This window comes from Cupriavidus phytorum (assembly GCF_003254285.1).
GTDB classification, from domain to species: Bacteria; Pseudomonadota; Gammaproteobacteria; order Burkholderiales; family Burkholderiaceae; genus Cupriavidus; species Cupriavidus phytorum.
Window position 1 is genome coordinate 297,390 of the sequence record NZ_QKZN01000006.1, and the last position, 20,563, is coordinate 317,952.

14 protein-coding genes are annotated in these 20,563 nt (G+C 64.1%); 7 read left to right on the forward strand and 7 right to left on the reverse strand.

What is annotated here, in order from left to right; all coding sequences use genetic code 11:
• Nucleotides 1-19 precede the first annotated feature (19 nt).
• The gene (gene hchA / locus C7416_RS17815; RefSeq protein ID WP_111520146.1) at nucleotides 20-901 is read right to left on the reverse strand and encodes a glyoxalase III HchA; all 882 of its coding nucleotides are present in this window, start codon (nucleotides 899-901) and stop codon (nucleotides 20-22) included.
• Nucleotides 902-1,094: 193 nt separating this feature from the next.
• A complete protein-coding gene (locus tag C7416_RS17820) occupies nucleotides 1,095-2,060 on the reverse strand; it encodes an enoyl-CoA hydratase/isomerase family protein (RefSeq protein ID WP_111520147.1) in 966 nt (321 codons plus the stop codon).
• A 713-nt stretch (nucleotides 2,061-2,773) separates the two neighbouring features.
• Here C7416_RS17820 and C7416_RS17830 point away from each other — a divergent pair.
• Together C7416_RS17830 and C7416_RS17835 are read left to right on the forward strand one after the other, a co-directional pair.
• Nucleotides 2,774-5,548: a winged helix-turn-helix domain-containing protein gene (locus tag C7416_RS17830; protein WP_111520148.1), complete on the forward strand. Its 2,775-nt coding sequence runs from the start codon at nucleotides 2,774-2,776 to the stop codon at nucleotides 5,546-5,548.
• Between the two features lie 32 nt (nucleotides 5,549-5,580).
• Nucleotides 5,581-5,997, forward strand: coding sequence for a nuclear transport factor 2 family protein (locus tag C7416_RS17835; RefSeq protein WP_111520149.1), 417 nt, complete (start codon nucleotides 5,581-5,583; stop codon nucleotides 5,995-5,997).
• Nucleotides 5,998-6,065: 68 nt separating this feature from the next.
• Here the strand turns inward: C7416_RS17835 and actP are convergent, their stop codons facing one another.
• The 3 genes from actP to C7416_RS17850 form a co-directional block, all read right to left on the reverse strand.
• On the reverse strand, nucleotides 6,066-7,637 hold the full coding sequence (actP, locus tag C7416_RS17840; protein ID WP_181461259.1) for a cation/acetate symporter ActP: 1,572 nt from the start codon (nucleotides 7,635-7,637) through the stop codon (nucleotides 6,066-6,068).
• Nucleotides 7,634-7,948, reverse strand: a complete 315-nt coding sequence (locus tag C7416_RS17845; RefSeq protein WP_111520151.1) for a DUF485 domain-containing protein — start codon at nucleotides 7,946-7,948, stop codon at nucleotides 7,634-7,636. The genes actP and C7416_RS17845 overlap by 4 nt, the downstream gene beginning before the upstream one ends.
• 66 nt (nucleotides 7,949-8,014) lie before the next feature.
• On the reverse strand, nucleotides 8,015-9,745 hold the full coding sequence (locus C7416_RS17850; protein ID WP_373425139.1) for a fatty acid--CoA ligase: 1,731 nt from the start codon (nucleotides 9,743-9,745) through the stop codon (nucleotides 8,015-8,017).
• A gap of 214 nt (nucleotides 9,746-9,959) precedes the next feature.
• Between C7416_RS17850 and C7416_RS17855 the strand changes: the two genes are divergently transcribed.
• The 5 genes from C7416_RS17855 to C7416_RS17875 all read left to right on the forward strand — a co-directional run bounded on the left by C7416_RS17855 (nucleotide 9,960) and on the right by C7416_RS17875 (nucleotide 16,114).
• Nucleotides 9,960-10,748, forward strand: a complete 789-nt coding sequence (locus tag C7416_RS17855) for an SDR family NAD(P)-dependent oxidoreductase (protein WP_111520153.1) — start codon at nucleotides 9,960-9,962, stop codon at nucleotides 10,746-10,748.
• A gap of 40 nt (nucleotides 10,749-10,788) precedes the next feature.
• Nucleotides 10,789-11,844 (forward strand): phosphotransferase family protein, encoded by a 1,056-nt coding sequence (locus C7416_RS17860; protein WP_111520154.1) that lies wholly within the window; start codon nucleotides 10,789-10,791, stop codon nucleotides 11,842-11,844.
• A 983-nt stretch (nucleotides 11,845-12,827) separates the two neighbouring features.
• On the forward strand, nucleotides 12,828-13,415 hold the full coding sequence (locus C7416_RS17865) for a hypothetical protein (RefSeq protein ID WP_111520155.1): 588 nt from the start codon (nucleotides 12,828-12,830) through the stop codon (nucleotides 13,413-13,415).
• A 58-nt stretch (nucleotides 13,416-13,473) separates the two neighbouring features.
• On the forward strand, nucleotides 13,474-15,066 hold the full coding sequence (locus tag C7416_RS17870; RefSeq protein ID WP_111520156.1) for an aspartate:alanine exchanger family transporter: 1,593 nt from the start codon (nucleotides 13,474-13,476) through the stop codon (nucleotides 15,064-15,066).
• Nucleotides 15,067-15,118: 52 nt separating this feature from the next.
• On the forward strand, nucleotides 15,119-16,114 hold the full coding sequence (locus tag C7416_RS17875; RefSeq protein ID WP_111520157.1) for a 2-hydroxyacid dehydrogenase: 996 nt from the start codon (nucleotides 15,119-15,121) through the stop codon (nucleotides 16,112-16,114).
• A gap of 158 nt (nucleotides 16,115-16,272) precedes the next feature.
• On the opposite strand, the gene C7416_RS17880 is transcribed toward C7416_RS17875, so the two are convergent.
• Nucleotides 16,273-16,905: a glycine-rich domain-containing protein gene (locus C7416_RS17880; protein WP_111520158.1), complete on the reverse strand. Its 633-nt coding sequence runs from the start codon at nucleotides 16,903-16,905 to the stop codon at nucleotides 16,273-16,275.
• Between the two features lie 68 nt (nucleotides 16,906-16,973).
• Entirely contained in the window at nucleotides 16,974-20,354 is a 3,381-nt protein-coding gene (locus C7416_RS17885; RefSeq protein ID WP_111520159.1) for a bifunctional diguanylate cyclase/phosphodiesterase, read from the reverse strand.
• Nucleotides 20,355-20,563: the final 209 nt, after the last annotated feature.

The window sequence follows — 20,563 nt, forward strand, 5'->3', positions numbered from 1 at the left end:
ACGTCTTGACGACTCACAACTAGCGCCCACCCGTACTCTGCACTTCATCGAGTAGCGCGCGCGCAGCCAGCTTGCCAAGATTGTTGCCAGCGAACGGGCTGTCACCTGTGAGGAGCTTCCGGTCACGGAAAGTACTCCCATCGATTTTGGTGTTTACGATCTCGACTCCCATCGCTGCAAGCTTCTCGCCAAAGAACCAACGCAAGGGGCCGGGCATATAGCCAATATCCGGGGTCTGCTTGTCCATGGAATCTGGAAATGCGCAGATGCGGTAGCCGCGGAACAGATCTCCACCGTTAGGTTCGTCGACGCTTGCGGAAAGCAGGGCGGCAGGCCCATGACAAAGCGTGATGATGAACCTGTCGTTTTGCATGGCCCACTGAAGCGTTGCCTTCATATCTGCGCTGAAGGGTAGCCCCATCAGGGCACCATGTCCACCAGGGATGAAGACGGCAATGTAGTTTGCATCCGTGTTCAAGGAACTGACCACGTCAGCAAGCTTGAGGGGCTGCTGGAACTTTTGCTCGTACTTTGAGTAGAGGGACTTTATCTCGGCGTCCTCGGAAGGGAACGCCCACCATTCGAACTTGGCCGGGTTGCCGGATAACGTGGCAATGTCGAACTCGAAGCCTGCGCGGTCCAGGTGATACATGGGCAGCAGGGTCTCGACGGGATGGTTGCCAGTAGAGAAGAAGGTACCGTTTCCGGTGAGGAGATAGCGCTCGTCCGCAGCGACGAGCAGAACTTTCCAGCGGCCGCCCTGATAAGCGTCCGGATAGTCGGCGTCGGAGAGGTCCGACTTTGGCGAAGTGAATTGTGAGAGTGAGTATGGGGAGGGGAAGAATGCGTTGCGCTCGGCTTGATCAGGCGTCGGCTGCTTGCTGTCGGTCTGGGACGTCATGATGGGCTTCCTTCTAAGGATGAACGGGTTTTTGGTGCTTAGTTTCCACCGGCTTTAAGGATGAGGGGAAATCCCCCAATCACCAGCAGGAGCCATGCATTCCGGCACCTTGCTATGTGCACTGCACTCTCTCGCTCGTATCAACGCTTTTTCGCACCGGCGGGCGATGACCGTTCGGAGGCAGGTAGATCGCCTAATCGGCGGGCGGCAGGTTGGCAGAGAGGTCGGGGAAATGGAGTTCGCCTTCGTAGGTCTCGGCGCCCGCTTTGAGTATCGCCTTCACACGCGCCTGTATCGCTTCGTTGGCTACGCAAAGATCGGCTTCATGCGCTTCGACCAACAACCCTTCGGAGAACGATACGTCTGAGCCCATGTCCACCGCCTTTTTCAGGTGTGCGATGGTGGTGGTGGGGAAGGTCGCAATGCGGCGTGCGAGCCTGTCCACGAATGGCCCCAGTTCATCGGCCGGCAGCGCACGATTGATATAGCCGTAGTGGTCGGCCAGTTCTGCCGAGAAGTCTTCGCCGACGAGCAGCACCTCAAGGGCACGTGCGCGCCCCATGCGCCGCGGCAATCGCTGTGTGTTGCCCCCGCCAGGGACCAGTCCGCAAACGACTTCGGGCTGGCCGAACACAGCCTTGCCGATCGCGGCGAAGCACATGTCCGCGGCCAGCGCGATCTCGCAGCCGCCGCCACGGGCGATGCCCTCAACCTTGGCGATCACGGCTTTTGGCATGTTGCGCAAGCGCTCGCCGAGCATTTGGGTCAGGCGGAAGGTACGTGTATTCGAAGTCGTTTTCGGTGCGGAGCCGACACGGCGCAAGCCCGAGTGAGCGATAAAGAACTTCGGAACGGCGCTCTGCAGGATGATGACGCGCACCCCCGCATCCTGTTCCAGTTGGCGGGTCACGCGGTCGAACTCATCCGACAGTACCTCATCGAGCAGGTTGAGCGGCGCATAGTTCAATGTAACGGTGGCGACGCCGTGGCGGTCCTTGGTGACCTGGATATGCTTGTAATCGGCGTAGTTTGCGCCGGCCCCTTTGGGCAGTGCGGAGCTTTCGGACGCTCCAGCCTCGGCCGAGGCGAGCAACATTCCCGGCGCGAGTGTTGCGGCGCTGATGGACTGGACAAAGGAGCGTCTTGAGATAGTCGACATGGCAGGTTCCTTGGATTCATCTCGCGCTTGCCGAGCCAGGCCTGGCCCGTAGCTGGCGGCGCCGGAGTGCTTAAAGATGCGCGAACCAATCTATGCCTTGCGATTCCCATTTGCGAGAAACTATTAGTGGAAACGCGAGACACGCCGTTCGCATCGCTGACGCAATCATTCCCGTATCGCTGCGGTGTTTGCAAGGAGCCTCCCTAAGTGGGGGGGTACCCAGTACAGGTCCTGGCAATGCTGAAAGCGGCGTTCGGATCAGCCCAGGAGGTATCACCGAAGTACAAAGCAACGCCCGGAAACAGCGGCGAGTGGGCATCGCCGGCCAAGCCCCCCGCCGTCCCCCCCGCTGACGGTATCTCCTGCCCTTGTGGCTTGACTTCCGTTTCGGCGATCATCCGTTACAGTCGCATCCAGACCTGCTCGGCTGATCCTAGTGAAGGAAAGTTAGATGCGAGTGGCAAGAAGACCCTCTTGTCTTGGGGAGAAGCTTCATAAGTGTCCCGAGATGCAGTCGCGGGTAAAGCGTCCGCTGAATAACCAGCATGACCCGCAGGAAATGATCGATGCCATGATCGATGTCATCACCGCCGCGTCGCATCGCTACCGAACCATCACGCCTGATTCAGCCGCCGAGATGGTGCGCCGGGAGCAGGCGGATAAATGGAGTGTGATCGTGTAGTGGTCGCACCCGCCGTTAGGAAGAGCCACGCATGACCCAATCATCGCCGGTCGCCGCTGCGCAACTGCCCCAATGGCGGCCAGCCTTGATCCTGACAAAGCTGGCGCCGCCGAGAACGCGTCACTATATCCGTCGCAAGCGCGCCATCGAGCTGTTGCGCCCTGGCATGGAACGCAAGCTGACGGTTCTGGTAGCCCCCGCCGGCTTCGGCAAGACTTCGCTGTTGAGTGAATGGAAGACGGTCATGGCGCAGGAAGGCTGCGCCGTTGGCTGGCTCAGTATCGACCGAGACGACGACGATCTCTTCCAGTTCGGCGCCTACCTGCTCGCAGCGGCCAGGGATGCCTGCAGCCGGGCCGGCGTTCAGATCCCGTGCGGCCTGGCGCCGGACCCGTTGGCGCCGGCGGACGCAATGTTTGCCGAGCTACTCAATGCGGTCTTGGCGCTGCCGCGCCGGATGGTGCTGGTGCTGGATGATTTCGATCGGCTGGCAGCGCCCGCCATCCACGAGGCGGTGTTCCGGCTGCTGCGCTATGCCCCGGAGAACCTGCATTTACTCGTCGCGGGGCGGGGCGAGCCAGGCTTTCCGCTGAGTTACTTCGAAGCCCGGGGTCAATTGCTGATGCTGGATGCGGAAGCCCTGCGCTTTGACAGCGCCGAGACGCAGGCGTTTTTTTCCGCCGTTTCCGGGCATGAACTGAGCGCTGCCCAGACTGAGGTCCTGCTTCGAGCGACCGAAGGCTGGGCGGCTGGCTTGCAATTGGCGACCTTTGCATTAAGCGCAAGCGACAAGCCAGACGTCTTTGCCGAGCGCTTGCCGTTCGTCCGGCGCAGCGTTGAAGCGTATCTGAACGAGAACGTATTTGTTCACGTCCCCGAGCCGCTACAGACTTTTCTCCTGCAGACCTCGGTGCTGGACCGAATGTCGGTGCCCTTGTGCGAGGCAGTGACAGGCTCCAGCAAGTCGCATGCCACTTTCGAGTGGCTGATGGCTCGGAATTTGTTCGTCAGACCCCTGGACGCCGAGGGCCAGTGGTACCGCTATCACGCGCTGTTTGCCGAATACCTGAGAAAACGCCTGGTCAGGGAGCGTCCGCACGAAGTTGCCGCATTGCATCGCCGGGCCAGTGAATGGTTTGCGGCGCAATCGCTGTGGCAGGAAGCGGTCCGGCACGCCTTGGCCGCGGGGGATGTCGATCGCGCCGCCGGCTGGGTCGAGCAATGCGCGATGACCCTGGTCGAGGCCAGCGACGTGCGGACGGTGCTGAGCTGGGTTGCCAAGCTGCCCCCCGAGGCGGTGCATGGCCGGCTGCGCCTGCGCCTGGCGCAGGCTTGGGCGCTCGCGTTGACGATGCAGACAGTGGCGGCCAAAGCGGTGTTGCAGGCGGTCGAGGAGGACATCGGCCACGGGCGGCTGCCCTTGACCGAGGTAGTGCGCGTCGAGTTGCAGGCGGTCACGGCGCTAATCGCGGGTCTGTCCGATGAAAGCGAACTCTCATTGGAAATGGGCCGCAAGGTGCTGGCGCTCGGCCCCGAAACCGGCTCATGGGAAGAGGGCATCGGGCTGACCACACAGATCTTCGGGCTCAGCTATGCAGCGGGGTTTGACGAGGTCGAACGCCTGCGGCGCACGCTCACCCTCAATACCGGCGCTGATACGCCGATCTACGCCAAGGTGTACCGGCAAAGCATGGTTGGGCTCAGCTTGTTCGTGGAAGGCAGGCTGGGCGAGGCCGTTCAGACCCTGGAGGATGTGCTGCGCGAATCCAACGCGCGCGCCGGCCGGCAGTCTGCCGCATCGGTGCTCCCGGTCGGCTACCTGGCCGCCATCCACTATGAATGGAATGACCTGGACCGGGTCGCCGAACTGCTGGAAGGGCGGCTCGAGATGGCGATGCAATCGTGCTCGCTGGGGCCACTGGTCGGCTTCTGCGTGACGCTGGCGCGCCTGAGGCTGCTGGCGGGGAAGCAGGACGAAGCCTATCGGGTCGTAGAAAACGCGGAAGCCGTTGCCAGAAGCCGCCGATGGTTGCGCATGCAGGTCGCATGCAAGGCCGAGGCGATCCGGATCGGTATCCGGTCCGGCGACCTGGGCCGCGCCACGAGGATCGGCCACGAGTTGGAAGCGCTTGTCGGGCAGCGGCCAGCGGGCTTGCAGGGCAGCTACCTGGAGACCTGGCAGCGTTTCCAGATGGCGCATTGCCGTCTGCTGGTGGCGCGTGGCCGGGCGGCGGAAGCGGTTCCCATCTTGCGGGGCGTGCAGGCTGAGTTGCGTGCGGCGGGCATGCAGTACCTTTCCGCCCAGATATCAGTGATGCTGGCGGTCGCCCTGCACAGTGCGGGCGAGCGTGTGGAGGCTGTGGAGGCCATGCGTGCCGCGCTCACGTATGGCCAGGCTAACGGTCTGTACCGCGTGTTTCTCGATGCCGGGCCTGCGGCCCGGGAAATCCTTGACGCGCTGCGTCAGCAGCAAGACCGCCTGGCCGAGGTTGAGCCCTGGTATGTGAGGAGGCTATGCGCGGGCTTCGATGCGCCGGCACGCGCGCCAGACGCCGCGGATGACCAGGTGGAGCCGGCGTCCGCCAGCAGGCTAAGCGCCCGTGAAGTGGAAATTCTCGACTACGTGGCACGAGGGCTTTCCAACAAGGAGATTGCCCGCGCCATTCGCGTCGCCCCGGAAACCGTGAAGTGGCATCTGAAGAATATCTTTGAGAAGCTGAAAGTGAACTCCCGCATCCAGGCGGTCCGCAGCGGCCTGGGTCGGGACCTGCCTCGGCTCGCGCAGCGCCCTGAAACGCGGAGCTAGCTTGCCGGGGGGTGTTTCCAGGGAGATACGTGATGAACCTGATCGAGATCGTCAAGGCATTCTTCGCCCGCTACCGTGAGCATGACATAGACGGCATGCTTGCCATGTTTTCTCAAGATGCGCGGATCGACTATGTCCCCATGGCAATGGAGGGGCCGGTTGGCGAGGCCGGCAAGGCAATCTGGCGCGCACTGATGGATGGTTTCCCGGACTTGAACAACCAGGTCACCGCGGTCTATGGCGACGATGACCAGCGCACCGCGATTGCCGAGGTGACCATCACGGGCACGCAGGCCCGGGACGTGCTCGGGATCGCAAGCCGAGGCCAGTCCTTCTCGCTGCCGCACGTCTTTATCGTTCGTATGGACACGGATGGCCGGATCGAATTCATGCGAGCTTACTGGGACAACGCGGCGTTCTATGCCGCGCTGACGCCTGCAGCGACCTAGCACGGGGCTACCGCAGCGGGTTGCACCTCGGTTTGGCGCGCAACCCGCGCCGGGTCATGCGCCGGGTTTCAGTGGCTGGACGGTGCCTCTGCTCCATGGCCGGTCTGTGCGCGGACCAGTTGCGCGTCGAAGGCCAGTCGCTCTGCCTCGGCCCTGGCGCTGCGGTCGAAGCGCGAGCACAGATATGTGACCAGGAACGCGAGCGGGACCGTGAACAGGGCCGGGTGGTCGTACGGAAAGATGGCTGAAGGATGCCCCAGCACATTCTTCCAGACGGCGGGGGAAAGTATCACCAGCGCGACCGACGACGCCAGGCCCGACGCCACGCCCCAGACCGCGCCCCGGGTGGTCAGGCCGCGCCAGTACATCGACAGCACCAGCACCGGAAAATTCGCCGATGCCGCTACATTGAAAGCCAGCGCGACCAGGAACGCCAGGTTCTGCCCCTTGAAGGCAATCCCCAGCAGCACCGCGACGATGCCGATGGCGAGCGTGGCCTTTTTGGTGACGGAGACCTCGGCTGCATCGGTGGTAGAGCCGCGCCGCAGGACACCGGCGTAGATGTCATGCGAGATCGCGGAAGCGCCCGCGAGCGTCAGGCCAGACACCACGGCGAGAATCGTGGCAAAGGCGACCGCCGCCAGGAACCCGAGGAACAGGTTGCCGCCGGTCGCGCTGGCGAGATGCATTGCAACCATATTGCCGCCGCCGAGCAGCTTGCCGCCAACCTGGCCGCCTTCGAAGTAGCGCGGCTCGGTACCGACGATCACGATGGCCGCAAGACCGATGGCAAACATGGCGAGGAACATGTAGCCAATGCAGGTGCTGGCCACCAACACGCTCTTGCGTGCCTCGCACGCATTCGGCACCGTAAAGAAGCGCATCAGGATATGCGGGAGTCCCGACAGCCCGAGCACGGTGGCCACGCACAGCGAGAGCGCCGAGACCGGATCGGCGAACAGCGTGCCCGGCGCGAGCAGGGCGGGGCCGCTGCGGTGCACCGCGATTGCCCTGGCAGCCAGCGCTTCAAGGCTGAAGCCAAAATGCCCCAGGGCCAGGAGCATCAGCAACGAGCCGCCGAACAGAAGTAGCACTGCCTTGACGATCTGCACCCATGTCGTGGCGATCATGCCGCCAACAGTCACGTAGATCATCATCAGCGCGCCGACCCCGACGACGGCATAGGCATAGTCGATGCCGAACAACAACTGCACCAACTCGCCGGCGCCGACCATTTGCACGATCAGGTAGAGCAGCACCACCACCAGGCTGCTGGCCGCTGCAATGCAGCGCGTGCTGACGGGATCGAGCCGGTCCGAAATAATGTCGACAAAGGTGAATTTGCCGAGATTACGCAACCGTTCGGCCATCAGGAACAGCATGACCGGCCAGCCGATGAAGAACCCGACGATATACAGCAGCCCATCAAAACCGCGTGCATAGACCAGGCTGACTACGCCGAGCAGCGTGGCAGCCGACATGTAGTCGCCCGCCACGGCCAGGCCGTTCTGCATACCCGTGATGCCGCCGCCTGCGGTAAGGAAGTCATTGGCAGTCCGGGTGCGCGAGGAGGCCCGGTACGTGATGCCCAGCGTCAGCGCGACGAAGAGCAGGAACATGGCAATGGCCTGGAGATTCATTGTCCGGCCTCCGACAGGATCTGCTGCACCATCGTCTCGAGCTTGCCGTTGGCACGGCGCACGTAAAACCATGTCGCGGCCCAGCCCAGCAGCACGATACCGACGGCAAGGACGATGCCAAGGTTGAGCAGTGTTTCCGGATGAAGCGGCTCGGCCAGGCGTTGGGGCTGCATCGCAACCGCAAGCATCAGCGCGAGATAGGGGGCGAGGACCAGGGCCAGCAATACCCGCGAGAGGCGGGCGCGGCGTCGGACCAGTTCGCCGAACCTGGGATGGCGTCTGATGCGCTCTGTGATGGTGGAAGCTTGCATTGCTTTGTCTCCTGAAGCGGTTTTTCTAGTGATAACGCACTTGCCACAGCGGCGTTGGCCGCCGGTTCATGGGTGGGTGCCGAAAGCAGGGGAAAGGGGCGGGGCGTTCTGGTACTTTTCGCGGAGCAGGCGCTTGTTGATCTTGCCCACGCTGGTCTTTTCGATTGCGTCGACAAAGAGCACCCGTTCCGGGATCGCATACTTCGAGATCGCGCCGCTGCGGACGAAGTTGCGCAAATGCTCCTGGATTTCTTCCGTACCAGCGGACTGTCCCGGCCGCAGCACGACCAACGGCAGGGGGCGTTCGCCCCACTGTGAATCCTTGATGCCGATGACGGCCACTTCGCTCACCGCGGCGTGACGCGAAATCAGGTCTTCGAGCTCCAGCGACGACACCCATTCGCCGCCGCTCTTGATTACATCCTTGATGCGGTCGGTGACTTTCAGATAACCGTCGCTGTCGATCGAGCCAATGTCGTTGGTATGGAGGTAGCCACCGGCCCACAGGTGCTCGGACCCAGCCGCATCGCCGAGATAGCCTTGCGTGAGCCACGGTGCGCGGACCACGATTTCGCCGCTGGCTTCGCCATCGTGCGCAATGTCGCGCATCTCGTCATCGACGATGCGCAGGTCGACCAGCGGAACCGGCAAGCCGGTCTTGGTGCGGAGGTCGAGTTCGGTGGCGGCATCGCCAAGCAGCGAGGTCTTCACCTGCGCCAGTGTGAGGATGGGGCAGGTCTCAGACATGCCGTAGCCGGTGAACACGTCGATGCCGCGGTCGATGGCGGCCTGCGCCAGGCCGCGCGGCAGAGCCGAACCGCCCACGATCATCTTCATGCCGCTCAGGTCGACCCCGGCCGAATCCGGGTGCGACAGGATCATGTGGAGCAGCGTGGGCACGCCGTGGGAGAACGTGACCCGCTCGCCTTGCATCAGCCGCAGTAGGTGATCTGCGGCGTAGCGGCCCGGATAGACCTGTTTCACACCAAGCGCCGTTGCCACAAAGGGCATCCCCCACGCGTGCACATGGAACATCGGCGTCAGCGGCATGTAGACGTCGTCCCGATGCACGCGTCCCTGGCTGGGCGCAGCGGCCAGAGCCGCCATGGTGGCCAGCGTATGGAGCACGATCTGCCGATGGCTGAAGTACACCCCTTTGGGCAGCCCAGTGGTGCCTGTGGTGTAGAAGGTCGTGGCCCGGGCGTTCTCGTCGAAATCCGGGAAGGCGTAGTCAGGTGGCGACGCCGCCAGCAGCGCTTCGTACTCGGCGCTGAAGCCATCGGGCAAGGGCGCGTTGCTCAGTGCGAAGGTGTCGTCGCTGACCAGAACGAAGCGATCGACGTTTTCGAGCTGAGCGCGAATCAAGGCGAGCGTTGGCAGAAAGTCGGCATGGACGATCAGCAGCCTGACGCCAGCATGGTTCAGTGTGTAGGCTATCTGTTCCGGCGACAGCCGCACGTTTACCGTCATCAGCACCGCGCCCATCATGGGGATGCCGAAGTAGCTTTCGAGGTAGCGGTGGCTGTCCCAGTCCATGACTGCCACCGTATCGCCCGGTGCAATGCCGAGCGATTGCAGGCCGCTGGCCAGTTGGCCGATGCGGTGCCGCATGGTCCAGTAGCTGTGTCGGACCTGACCGCGGTAGACGATTTCCTGCTCCGGGTTGACCGCCAGCGGCGCGTGCAGGAGCTGCTTGATCAGCAGCGGATAGGCGTACGCCGATGGCGTGCGGGGGATTGGGCTAGGCCGTGTCACGGAGGAACTCCTTGATCGCTGTGGCAGCGGCCTGGGCAGCATGCCCCTGACTTGCATGCAGCGCCAAGGACGCCGGATGCCTGCCAGCGTAAGCGCCATGGCGCGGCTTTCCAGCCCCCCAACAGGGGAGGCACCGGGCATCCCGAGGTTTGCCTCGGGGGGGCATGGTAGGGTGCCTCCCCGTTCGGGTGGCTGGCTTGGCAGGCGCAACGGCCTAACCTGCGCTCCAACGACCGCGTCCAAGGAGACTGCAAGTATGGCTTCCTCACCTCGTCCTCAACCTGTCTTTCCCGATTTGGAGGGCAAAGTGGCGCTTGTGACGGGCGCATTCGGCGGGCTTGGCCGCCACTTCGCGGTGACCCTGGCAAACGCAGGATGCCGCGTAGTGCTTGCCGGCCGCCGACTCGCCGAAGGGGAACGCTTGCTGGCGGAGATCCGGGCGACGGGCGCGGACGGATGTGTGGTTCAACTGGATGTGTGTGATCCCGATTCCGTATCCGGCGCCTTCTTCCGGGCCGAGCAGGCGCAGGGTACCGTGGACATCGTCGTCAACAGTGCTGGCATCGCAACCACCGGGCCCGCGCTAGAGACGAGTGAGCAGGATTGGGCGCGGGTCATCGATACCAACCTGACCGGCGCCTGGCGTGTGGCGCAGTACGCCGCCCAGCAGATGCGCGAAGCTGGCCGGCAGGGCAGCATCATCAACATCGCTTCCATTCTGGGGCTGCGGGTGGCGCAGCAGGTTCCCGCATACACGGCGGCAAAGGCCGGTTTGATACACCTGACGCAATCGCTGGCACTGGAATGGGCACGCCATGGCATCCGCGTCAACGCCCTGGCGCCGGGGTACTTCGCCACTGAGATCAATCGCGCCTTCTTCCAGACAGACGGCGGGCAAGCGATGGTCCGGCGGATCCCTCAGCGGCGCCTGGGACAGCCCTCCCAGCTTGATGGCGCCTTGCTGCTGCTGGCATCGGGGGCATCGGATTACATCACCGGCGCCGTGTTGCCCGTCGATGGCGGGCATCTCGTCAGCACGCTGTGATGCGTCAAGCGATTCTCCACATCAGCCAAAGGACAGCCCAATGAACGATACGACTCACCGCAACTGGGACGCGCTGGCCCGGCTGCTCCTTGCGCGCGGGCTGATCGACCAGGCATCGCTTGCTGCCACCCGGCTTACCGGTGGCCAGTCCAATCCGACTTTCCTGGTCTTCTCCGGTGCACACCGCTACGTGCTGCGGATGAAGCCTGCCGGGCACATCCAGGCCAAGGCGCACGCCATCGACCGCGAGTTTCGGGTCATGAGCGCGCTCCAGGCCAGTAATGTGCCCGTCCCCGCCGTGTACCTGTACAGCGAAGACCTGTCCGTGGTTGGCAGCCCGTTCTACCTGATGGAGTACCTCGATGGCAGGGTAATGGTGGACCAGTCGTTGCCGGGAATGCAAAGCGCCGAGCGCAGGGCCATCTACGCGGAGATGAATCGGGTGATGGCAGCGCTGCATCGCATCGATGTCCGGGCGGCAGGCCTGGCCGACTACAGCCCTGTCGGTAACTACCTGGCGCGTCAGATTGCCGGATGGACGCGCCAGAGCCGTGCCACCGGCGCGCTCGAAAGTTCCGCCATGCAAGCGCTGATGAGCTGGCTCCCAAGGAACATCCCCGCGGGCGAGGAGACGCGTCTCGTCCATGGCGACTTCCGCCTTGACAATCTGGTCTTCCACCCCAGCGAGCCCCGGGTCATCGGGGTGCTGGACTGGGAGTTGTCCGCGCTGGGACATCCGCTCGTTGACTTTGCCTATCATTGCCTGAGCTGGCACATCCCTTCATCGCTGTGGCGCGGTATCGCCGATCTCGACTTCGCAGGCCTCGGTATCCCGAGCGAACAGACATATTTGCAGTGGTATGCCGAAGCCAACGGCACTGCGGGTATCGAACACTGGGACTTCTACATCGCCTACAACCTGTTCAGGCTGGCCGCCATTATGTTTGGTATCGCAGAGCGAGCGCGACAAGGCAACGCTGCCGCCGCGGATGCCGTCGAGACTGGCCGAAAGGCCGGGCCGATAGCCGACCTGGGATGGCATTACGCGATGCGCCATGAGGCCATCCGGCATCGCAATACGCATGCGCTGTCCTGAAGAGGACATGTGCCAACGCCGTCGCACTGGCGCGGGCTGGCTGGCGGCGGGCGTTGCCGCAACTCGCCCACTCGCAGCTCGGGTGGCGCTCACTGTTTGAGCATTCCATACTAGGAGTGTCGCCCGCCGCATGGCCCTAAGACTACGAAATGGTCCAGTCTGACTTGCGCCAGGGTCGAGCAGCGTGCCAGTCACCGAACGTAGAGGAGGAGGCGAAGCTGAAGATGAAAGCGCCAGGCTTGCTCCTCGCCCTGTCACTCGCCATGGGGACTGCGCCGCACGCCGGTGCAGTTGGATGCGAACATGACATGCAATGCAAGGGCGAGCGCATTTGCCGACTGGGCCAATGCGTCTCTCCTGCGTCGACAGGCCCGAACCCAGAACCACCTGTCCAACCACCTTCTGCGACAAAAATCGCTCCGCCACCCGAGCCACCTGCAAGGGTTCGTCCGGCGACGGGGAATGTCCCGCCAACCGGACAGCCAGCGAAGACTGCTCCGGTGAGAAAGAGTGGCCCGGCATCTGAACAACCCGCCCAGCCCTCGGCGGCCAAGAGTGGCCGGACACCTCAGCAACCCGCCGTCGATTCTCCCGCCATGATGAATACTCCGGCACTTTCGACGGAGTTTCGCTCTTGCTGCACTAAAATCGGCAAACTGCCCCTCGACCGAGAGCTGGACCTGGAGGACGTTGCCACTACGCCCCGTGATTTCTGTCGTGGGAAAACCATTGATGGAATCTCTCTCCCAGGTACTCCGTGCAATTGAAGTACTCACTCTGCGGTTCAAGTGAACTGTCTCAGTAAAGCCCGCACAGGAGACACGCCGACCGTGACGTCAGGTTAGTTAAGGCGGACGCATCCGTTGGCCGGAAATTTTTCTTATCTCGTCATCCGAAAAGATTCAGTTCTGATGCGTCCGGGGCTAACGTTAGAGTTCAGAACAAGACGCACATCGGGGCCCGATCAGAAAACGGAGGATGGCATGAAATGCAAGACACTACTGACCGCGGCGGCAATGCTGGTGGCAACCACGGCAACGTGGGCGCAACCCGAAACCCGCGTGGATGTCACGCAGTCACCTGAAGGGGCGACCGCGACCGGCACCGCCAAGCTCACCGCCACGATCACCAAGATCGATGCGCCTACGCGGACGGTCCGGCTGAAATCCGGCGACGGCAAGACCAGGGATCTCGTCGTGGGGCCGGAGGCCAGGAACTTCGAGCAGCTCAAGGTCGGCGACACTGTCACGGTCGAGTACAGGGAAGCGCTGACCATGAGCCTCAAGAAGAGCAGTGGTCCGCTTGCCATGCATGAGCGCGAGATCTCGGAGCGCGCTGCGCCGGGAGCAAAGCCGGGCGGCACCGTCGGCCGGGAAGTGACCGTCACGGCAGAGGTCGTCGCTTTCGACACCAGCGCCAGGTCCGTCACCCTGAAGGGGCCAAAGGGCCGCACCGTGGTCTTGCTGGTAGGGGATCCGACACGCCTCAACGGCATCCAGAAGGGCGACCGTGTCGAAGCGGTCTATACCGAGGCCGTTGCAGTGTCCGTACAGCCGGCTGCGGCCAGGTAGCGCTCCAGGACCGGCCAGGTCCGCCCGCCATGCTCGCAGGCATCAGAAAGGAGCTGCCATGGATGCAGTCCGGACATTGCTCGAAACCCAGCAGCTGCTCACGCTGTTCCTTACGGTTGCACTGGGCTATGTCATCGGCGAGATCAGTATCAAGGGCGTGTCACTCGGTTCGGGCGCGGTGCTATTCGTGGGGCTGGCAATCGGCGGGTTCGCGCCGAAGTCCGCGCCGCCTGCCATCCTTGGCACCCTGGGGCTGCTGCTCTTTCTGTATGGCATCGGGATCCAGTACGGGGAGCAGTTCTTTAAGGGCCTGACCAGCCCCGATGGCATCAAGGCCAACGCCGCCGCGGTCCTTGGCGTGGTTTGTTCCGGACTGGTCGCGGTTGCGTTGGTGCCGCTGGTCGGCGTAAACCTCGACGAGTCGCTGGGCATGTTCGCCGGCGCGGGCACCAGTACGGCAAGCCTGCAGGCCGCGATGGCGGCGATGAAGAGCGACGGCTCAGCAGTGGGCTACAGCGTCGCGTACCCGGTCGGCGTGGCAGGGCCGATCCTGTTTCTGTATGCCCTCACCGCGCTGCTCAAGCCGAATATCGTGCGGCCGCCGCCAAAGCTGATCGAGACCGCCGAGATTGCGCTGACCAACCCGGCGTTTATCGGCGTGCGGCTGTCGGAGGTGGTAGCGCGCCTGCCGGAAGGGGTAGCGATTGCCGCCGTGCGTCGCGCCCACCACAACCACCCGTCCGCCGATGACCTGGTCCTGCAGGCCAACGACGTGCTGCTCGCGACCGCCACCGACCCGGCCTTGCTGCGTGAGGCCACGTCGCTGTGCGGAGAACTGCAGCCAGGCCGCATGACGAGCCATCGCGAAGACCTGGACTATATGCGCGTGTTCGCCTCAAGCCGGCTCGTGGTCGGGCACACGCTGCGCGATATCCGCTTTCCCGAAGGCATGGCCTGCTCGATCGCCCATGTGCGGCGCGGCGATGCGGACCTGATGCCACGCGATGACCTCACTCTCGAGTTCGGTGACCGCGTCGGCCTGCTGGTCAATCGCGCCCACATGAAGCCGATCCGCGCGCTGTTCGGCGACTCCATCAAGGGCACCGCGGAGCTGAGCTTTATCTCGATCGGCATCGGCGCGGCCCTCGGGCTGCTGGTGGGGTTGATCCCGGTGCCGATTCCCGGCGTCGGCACGCTGGCGCTGGGGCTCGCCGCGCTGCTGCTGGTCGCCCTCGTGCTCGGCCGGGTGCGCCGTCTCGGGCCGTTCGTCTGGACCATGCCGCTGTCGGCCAACCTGGTCCTGCGCAACTTCGGGCTGACCATCTTCCTCGCACAGGTGGGCATTGCCTCGGGGCCGAAGTTCTTCGCCACCATCGGCGTGACCGGGGTGTCCTTCCTGATCTATGGCGTCGTGATCCTGCTTGCCCTGCTGCTGATTACTGCGATTTTCTGCCTGTGGGTCTTCAGGCTGCCGTTCGACCTGGCGGTGGGCGTGATCTGCGGCGCGACCGGCAATCCCGCCATCCTTGCCTTTGCCAACCGCGTCGCGCCCACCGACCGGCCCGACCTCGGCTACTCGATGATCTTCCCGTCAATGACTATCGTGAAAATCCTGTTCGTACAGGTCGCCGCCACGCTGGCTGGCGGATAGTGCAGGGCAACCTGGGCGACGCGTGCCATGCGATTCGCCGCGGAGACATATCATGGAAATCGCCGTTTTCAGCGCAAAGTCCTACGATCGCCAACATCTCGATGCCGCGAATGCGGCCGAAGGCCATCAGCTCAGGTACTTCGAAGTTTCCCTGGACAGCGAGACGGTGGGCCTCGCCGCGGGCCACGGCGCCGTGTGCATCTTCGTCAATGACCGGGCCGATGCGACCGTGCTGGAAGCGCTCGGCCGCGGCGGCACCAGGCTGGTCGCGCTGCGCTGCACGGGCTTCAACAACGTCGACCTGAAAGCCGCGCAGGCGCTCGGGATCAAGGTAGTGCGGGTTGTCGACTACTCGCCCAACGCGGTCGCCGAGCACGCGGCGGCCCTGCTGATGGCGGTCAACCGCAAGATCCACCGGGCCTACAACCGCACGCGGGACTTCAATTTCTCGCTTGAAGGCCTGATGGGCTTCGACCTGTGCGGCAAGACCGTGGCCGTAATCGGCACCGGCAAGATCGGGCGCGTGTTCGCGAAAATCATGGTCGGGTTCGGTTGCAACGTGATCGGCTACGACAAGTACCCGTCCCCGGAATTCGAGGCCCTTGGCGGACGCTACGCGGACGAGGGGGAAATCGGCGCAAGCGCGGACTGCATCTCGCTGCACTGCCCGCTCACGCCCGAGACCCATCACATCATCAACGCCGAAACGCTGTCGCGCGCCAAGCCGGGAGCCTTGCTGATCAACACCAGCCGCGGCGGGCTGATCGACACGGAAGCAGTCATCGAAGCGCTCAGGAGCGGGCAACTCGGCGGGCTCGCGATCGACGTGTACGAGCAGGAAGCGGGGCTGTTCTTCCGCGACCTGTCCGGCACCATCGTCGACGACTCCGTGCTGCGACAGCTGATCACCTTTCCTAACGTGATCGTGACCGGGCACCAGGCCTTCCTCACGCGCGAGGCCGTGACCACCATTTGCGAAACAACCTTGCGCAGCGTGACGGAGTTCGAAAGCGGCAAGCCGCTCACGAACGAAGTCGGCGTCAGTTGAACACGTCTGCCGGATCGGTGTCGTCCGGATAAAAAAATGCGCGGCAGAGCCGCGCATTCAAAATCACCTGACAGATAACGGGGAGCGATCCGCAGGTTTGTGTGCCCGGTGTCGCCAGCACACCGGCTAAGCGTGATGAATGCCTGCCTGATCCGAGGTCAAGCAACACCCCGAGGCGAGTTCACCGCGCAATAAGCGGGCCTCGTCGTGACCGTGTGCGCTGGTCCCAGCCCGCCTTCCGCTTCCCGTGCGCAGTAGGCGGCCGCGTCCGTCGCCACGCGGGCACAGTAGGCGGCAGCCGTACTTTCAGCCAGCCGGGCGCAATAAGCGGCATCCTTCTTTTCGCTCATGCGCGCGCAATACGCGGCGTGGTCGGTTGCCGCGCGCGCGCAGTATGCCGCCGAGGTGAGCGGGCGGCCGAACTCGCGCAGGTTCAGCGCATCGCTCGAGGCGGCCATCGCCAGCAGCCGGGCCTCGTCTTCGGGGCCATCGATGCCAACGTAGGGATCGTGATGCAGAACACGGCCGAAGATGCGCACGCAGTCGTCGGCATAGCGCCGGGTATCCAGGATATGGGCGTGCCAGAAGGCATCGACCAGTTCGCTGGGCACTGCCGGTGTTTGCGGATACTTCGCGGCCAGCTTCAGGAACTGGCGGTAGCCGTCCTCGGCCTGCTCCAGGGACGCCGGGGTCCAGTCCCGATGCTGCTGGTGCAGCAGCTTGGCCTTCATCCTCGAGAAATCGAGCGCATCGATGTCTTGCCACATGGCTTGCACAGTACGTTCATGCATGATTCAGTTTCCTCTCTTTTTGTTGGACTGCCTGCAATGCGACGACACGAACGCGCGCCTGGCTTCGGTCAGGCGCGCATCGGTTCCTGGCCCCGCGCGAAATCGGGGCCATGCTCCATGCGGCCGGCGAGGAAGGCAGTGATCTTCGCCGGCGGCAACGGATGGCTGAAGTAATAGCCCTGCACTTCGTCGCAGCCCTCGCGGCGCAGGAATTCGAGCTGTGCCTCGTTTTCCACGCCTTCGGCGACGACCTCGAGGCCGAGCCGGTGGCCCAGGCCGATCACCGCGCTGGTGATCTGCGTGTCGCTGCGGCTCTGCGGGACATAACGGACAAAGCTGCGGTCGATCTTGACCGTATCGATCGGGAAGCGGCTCAGGTAGGCGAGCGAGGAATACCCGGTACCGAAATCATCGATGGCCAGGCGCACGCCGGTGCGCTTCAGGCGCGACAGCCAGTTCGAAGCCTGTTCGGCATCGCGCATGACCATGCTTTCGGTCAGTTCCAGTTCAAGCAGGTTGCCGGGCAGGGCTGCCTGGCGCAGCGCATCGATGATGGTCAGCCTGAGCGCCTTGTCGGCGAACTGCCGGGCGGAGAGGTTGACCGAAACCCGCACCGGCGGCAGTCCCTGGGCCAGCCACGTGGCGTTCTGGCGGCACGCTTCGCGCAGCGCCCACGCGCCGATCTCGACGATGGCGCCGCTTTGCTCGGCGAAGGGAATGAAGTCCGCGGGCATGACCAGGCCCAGCTCCGGGTGGCGCCAGCGGATCAGCGCCTCGACTGCGGTGCAGGTTCCGGATGCCAGCGCGATGCGCGGCTGGTAGTAGAGCACGAACTCGTCATTCTCGAGCGCGCGGTGCAGGTGCGACTCCATGTCGATGCGCCGCTGCAAGGTGGTGCTCATGCCGCGGCAATAGAACTGGTAGCCGTTCTTGCCCAGCTGCTTGGCGCCGTACATGGCCAGGTCGGCATGCTTGAGCAGGGTTTGCCAGTCGTCGCCGTCTTCGGGGAACGAGCTGATGCCGATGCTGGCGGTCATCCGCATTTCGGAATCGTGGACGACAAAGGCGGGTGTGAGCACGGCCTGCAGTTGCGAGATGGTGCGGGCGAGAGTGGTCGAATCGCCCTTGGGGTCGAGCAGCACGACAAACTCGTCGCCACCGAAGCGCGTAATCAACTCCACCTCGGGCAGGCCCTGGCGCAGCCGCTCGGCCATTTCGCGGAGCACGGCATCGCCGGCGTTGTGGCCGATGGTGTCATTGACGACCTTGAATTCATCCAGGTCGACGAAGATCACATGCAGGGCCTGTCCGCCGGCGCGGGCGCGTGCCAGGGCCTTTTCGAACTCGGCCTTGAACATCAGCCGGTTGGGCAGACCGGTCAGGGCATCGTGATTGGCGATGAAACGCAGGTTTTCCTCGGCCTGCCGCCGCAGCAGGAAATGCCCGGTCTGACTGGCAATGCCCACGGCCATCGTCAGCGCATGGACATCGGCGCTGCGCCTGCTTCGGGAATACAGCTCGACCACGCCAAGGGTCACGTGACCCCGGCTCAGCGGAAAGGCGAATACCGTGCGGATGCCACCGCTGGCAAGCCATCCGGCGTGCGCATGCCGGGCCAGGTCATGGAGCCCCGCATACCATTGCGGCGCCGCGATGGCCGTGGCGGCCGCGGTACGGGCAGGGTGTGCGGCGAGCCATGGCTCGAGCGCCTTGGCGCGGCTCAGGCAAACCTGCGGCAGCTTGTTGCCATGCCCGTCGTCCGCCGGCCAGAAGGCCCCGGCCTCCCATTCCATGCCTTCCAGCAGGGTGTGGACGATGTCCTCGAGCACTTCGGCTTCACTGTCGGCCGTGGCAAGGTGCAGGGCGATCTGGTGCTCCTGCGCGCGCGCCTGTTCTGCCGACTTGCGCTGGCTGATATCCTGCGCGGTGCCGCGCAAGGCGGTACCGTTGCCCGCCGGACCCTGCGCGTGGCAGATCAGATGCAACCAGCCGCGCCGTCCACGTTGCGAACGGTAAGGGCACTCGAGTTCGAACGGCTGGCGATCCCGCACGGCTTTTTCCATCCGTTCGCGCAGCACGGCGCGATGGCTGGCCTCGATCGCCTGGAACAGCGTGTCCGGGCTCGGCCGGTGGCCGCGCCAGCCCAGCAGCCGACCCATTTCCCGTGAAAAGTGGGCGACGTCCTTGCCCAGGTCGATGCGCCAGTCGCCGAGCTGGGCGATCTGCTGCGCCTCTGCCAGCGCCGCCTGGCTCTCGCGCAGGCTGTGCGTCATCTGGTCGGCGACGGCTACGGCCCGTGCACGCGAACTCGACAAGGCGTAGGCCAGCCAGCCCAGCAGCACGGTGATGATCATCCCGGAAACGATCACCAGCGTCGGCAGATAGCGTTGCGGACCGCCGATCGCGGTCGAGTCGGCAGCGAAGGCAATGACCCAGCGCCGTCCGCCGAAGTTGCGCTCCACGCTCTTGGTCAGGTCGTCCCGGCTGGCCGCCGCGGCCGCCGCGGCCGCCGGCTCGTCCGCCGGCGCGCGCGTGCGCGGCGCCGCGCGGCCTTGCGCGGCACGGACCGGCTGCGGCGTCGCCAACCCCGTGCGGCTGTCATAGAGAAGGTTGGCGGCGGACAGGGCATCGGCCGGCGCCGCCACGTCGCCGGCATCATGGACGCGAAACCGGATCGGGCGCAGGTTCTGGTTGCTGACCAGGTCCTTGAGCAAATCCGCCACGCGAATGCCGGCACCGACCGAGCCGACGTAAGCGGCCCGGCGCGCCTCCACGGAATCCAGGTTCAGCGCCCTGCGATATACCGGCAGGCGCAGGGCAATACCCACATGAGGATTCTTGGCGTCGCTGAAGATCAGCCGGCCGCTGCTGACCGGGAGCCCGGTATCGCGGGCGCGCTCCAGCGCGGCGAGGCGGCGCGGTTCGGCACCCATGTCGATGCCGATGGAAGGCAGGTTGGTGTCGAGCGGCTCGACATAGGTCAGGACGAAGTAGCCCGGCCTCTGGCCGGCAGGCCGGATGCTGAACGTTACGCCGGCCTCGCGCAGGATCGGATCATTGCGCTGCCGCGCGATAAACGCATCGACCTCTGGCGCCGGCACGTAGGGCGCGTAGTTCAGGGTCTGGAAACCGGGGTAGCGCTGCGGCAGGTTCAGGCCGACGACAAAGTCGCGAAACTCGCCGCGCGAGACATGGTCGCTGGCGCCGAACAGCGCCTGCATCGTGACCAGCACGTCGGTATAGAGCCGGATCCGCGTATCGATCTGCTGGACCACATCGCCGGTATCGCTGTCGAAGCGCAGCCGCACATCCCGTTCCAGCAGATCGGTGCAGAACGCATAGACGACAGCCGTCGTCAGCGCTCCAAGAAGCACCGTGCCCGCCGTGATGGAACGCGACCCGACGCGTCCAAGCGGGCTCGGCGTGCGCGCAAGCACCTGACGCAACATTGTCTCCCCCGGCTCGCGGCGCTCACCACGAGATCGTGGTCTTCGCCGACGGCTGATACCAAAGATGAACTACGGCCAGGCCCTGCTATGCGAACCCGTGGCTCTAAATGTCTTTACAATCTATATCAAACGGCGGTTAACAGAGATTCAATTTTGCAGCGCCAACACCCCACCAAAGCGGGGGGTACGCAGGTGGCGTGGAGACACAT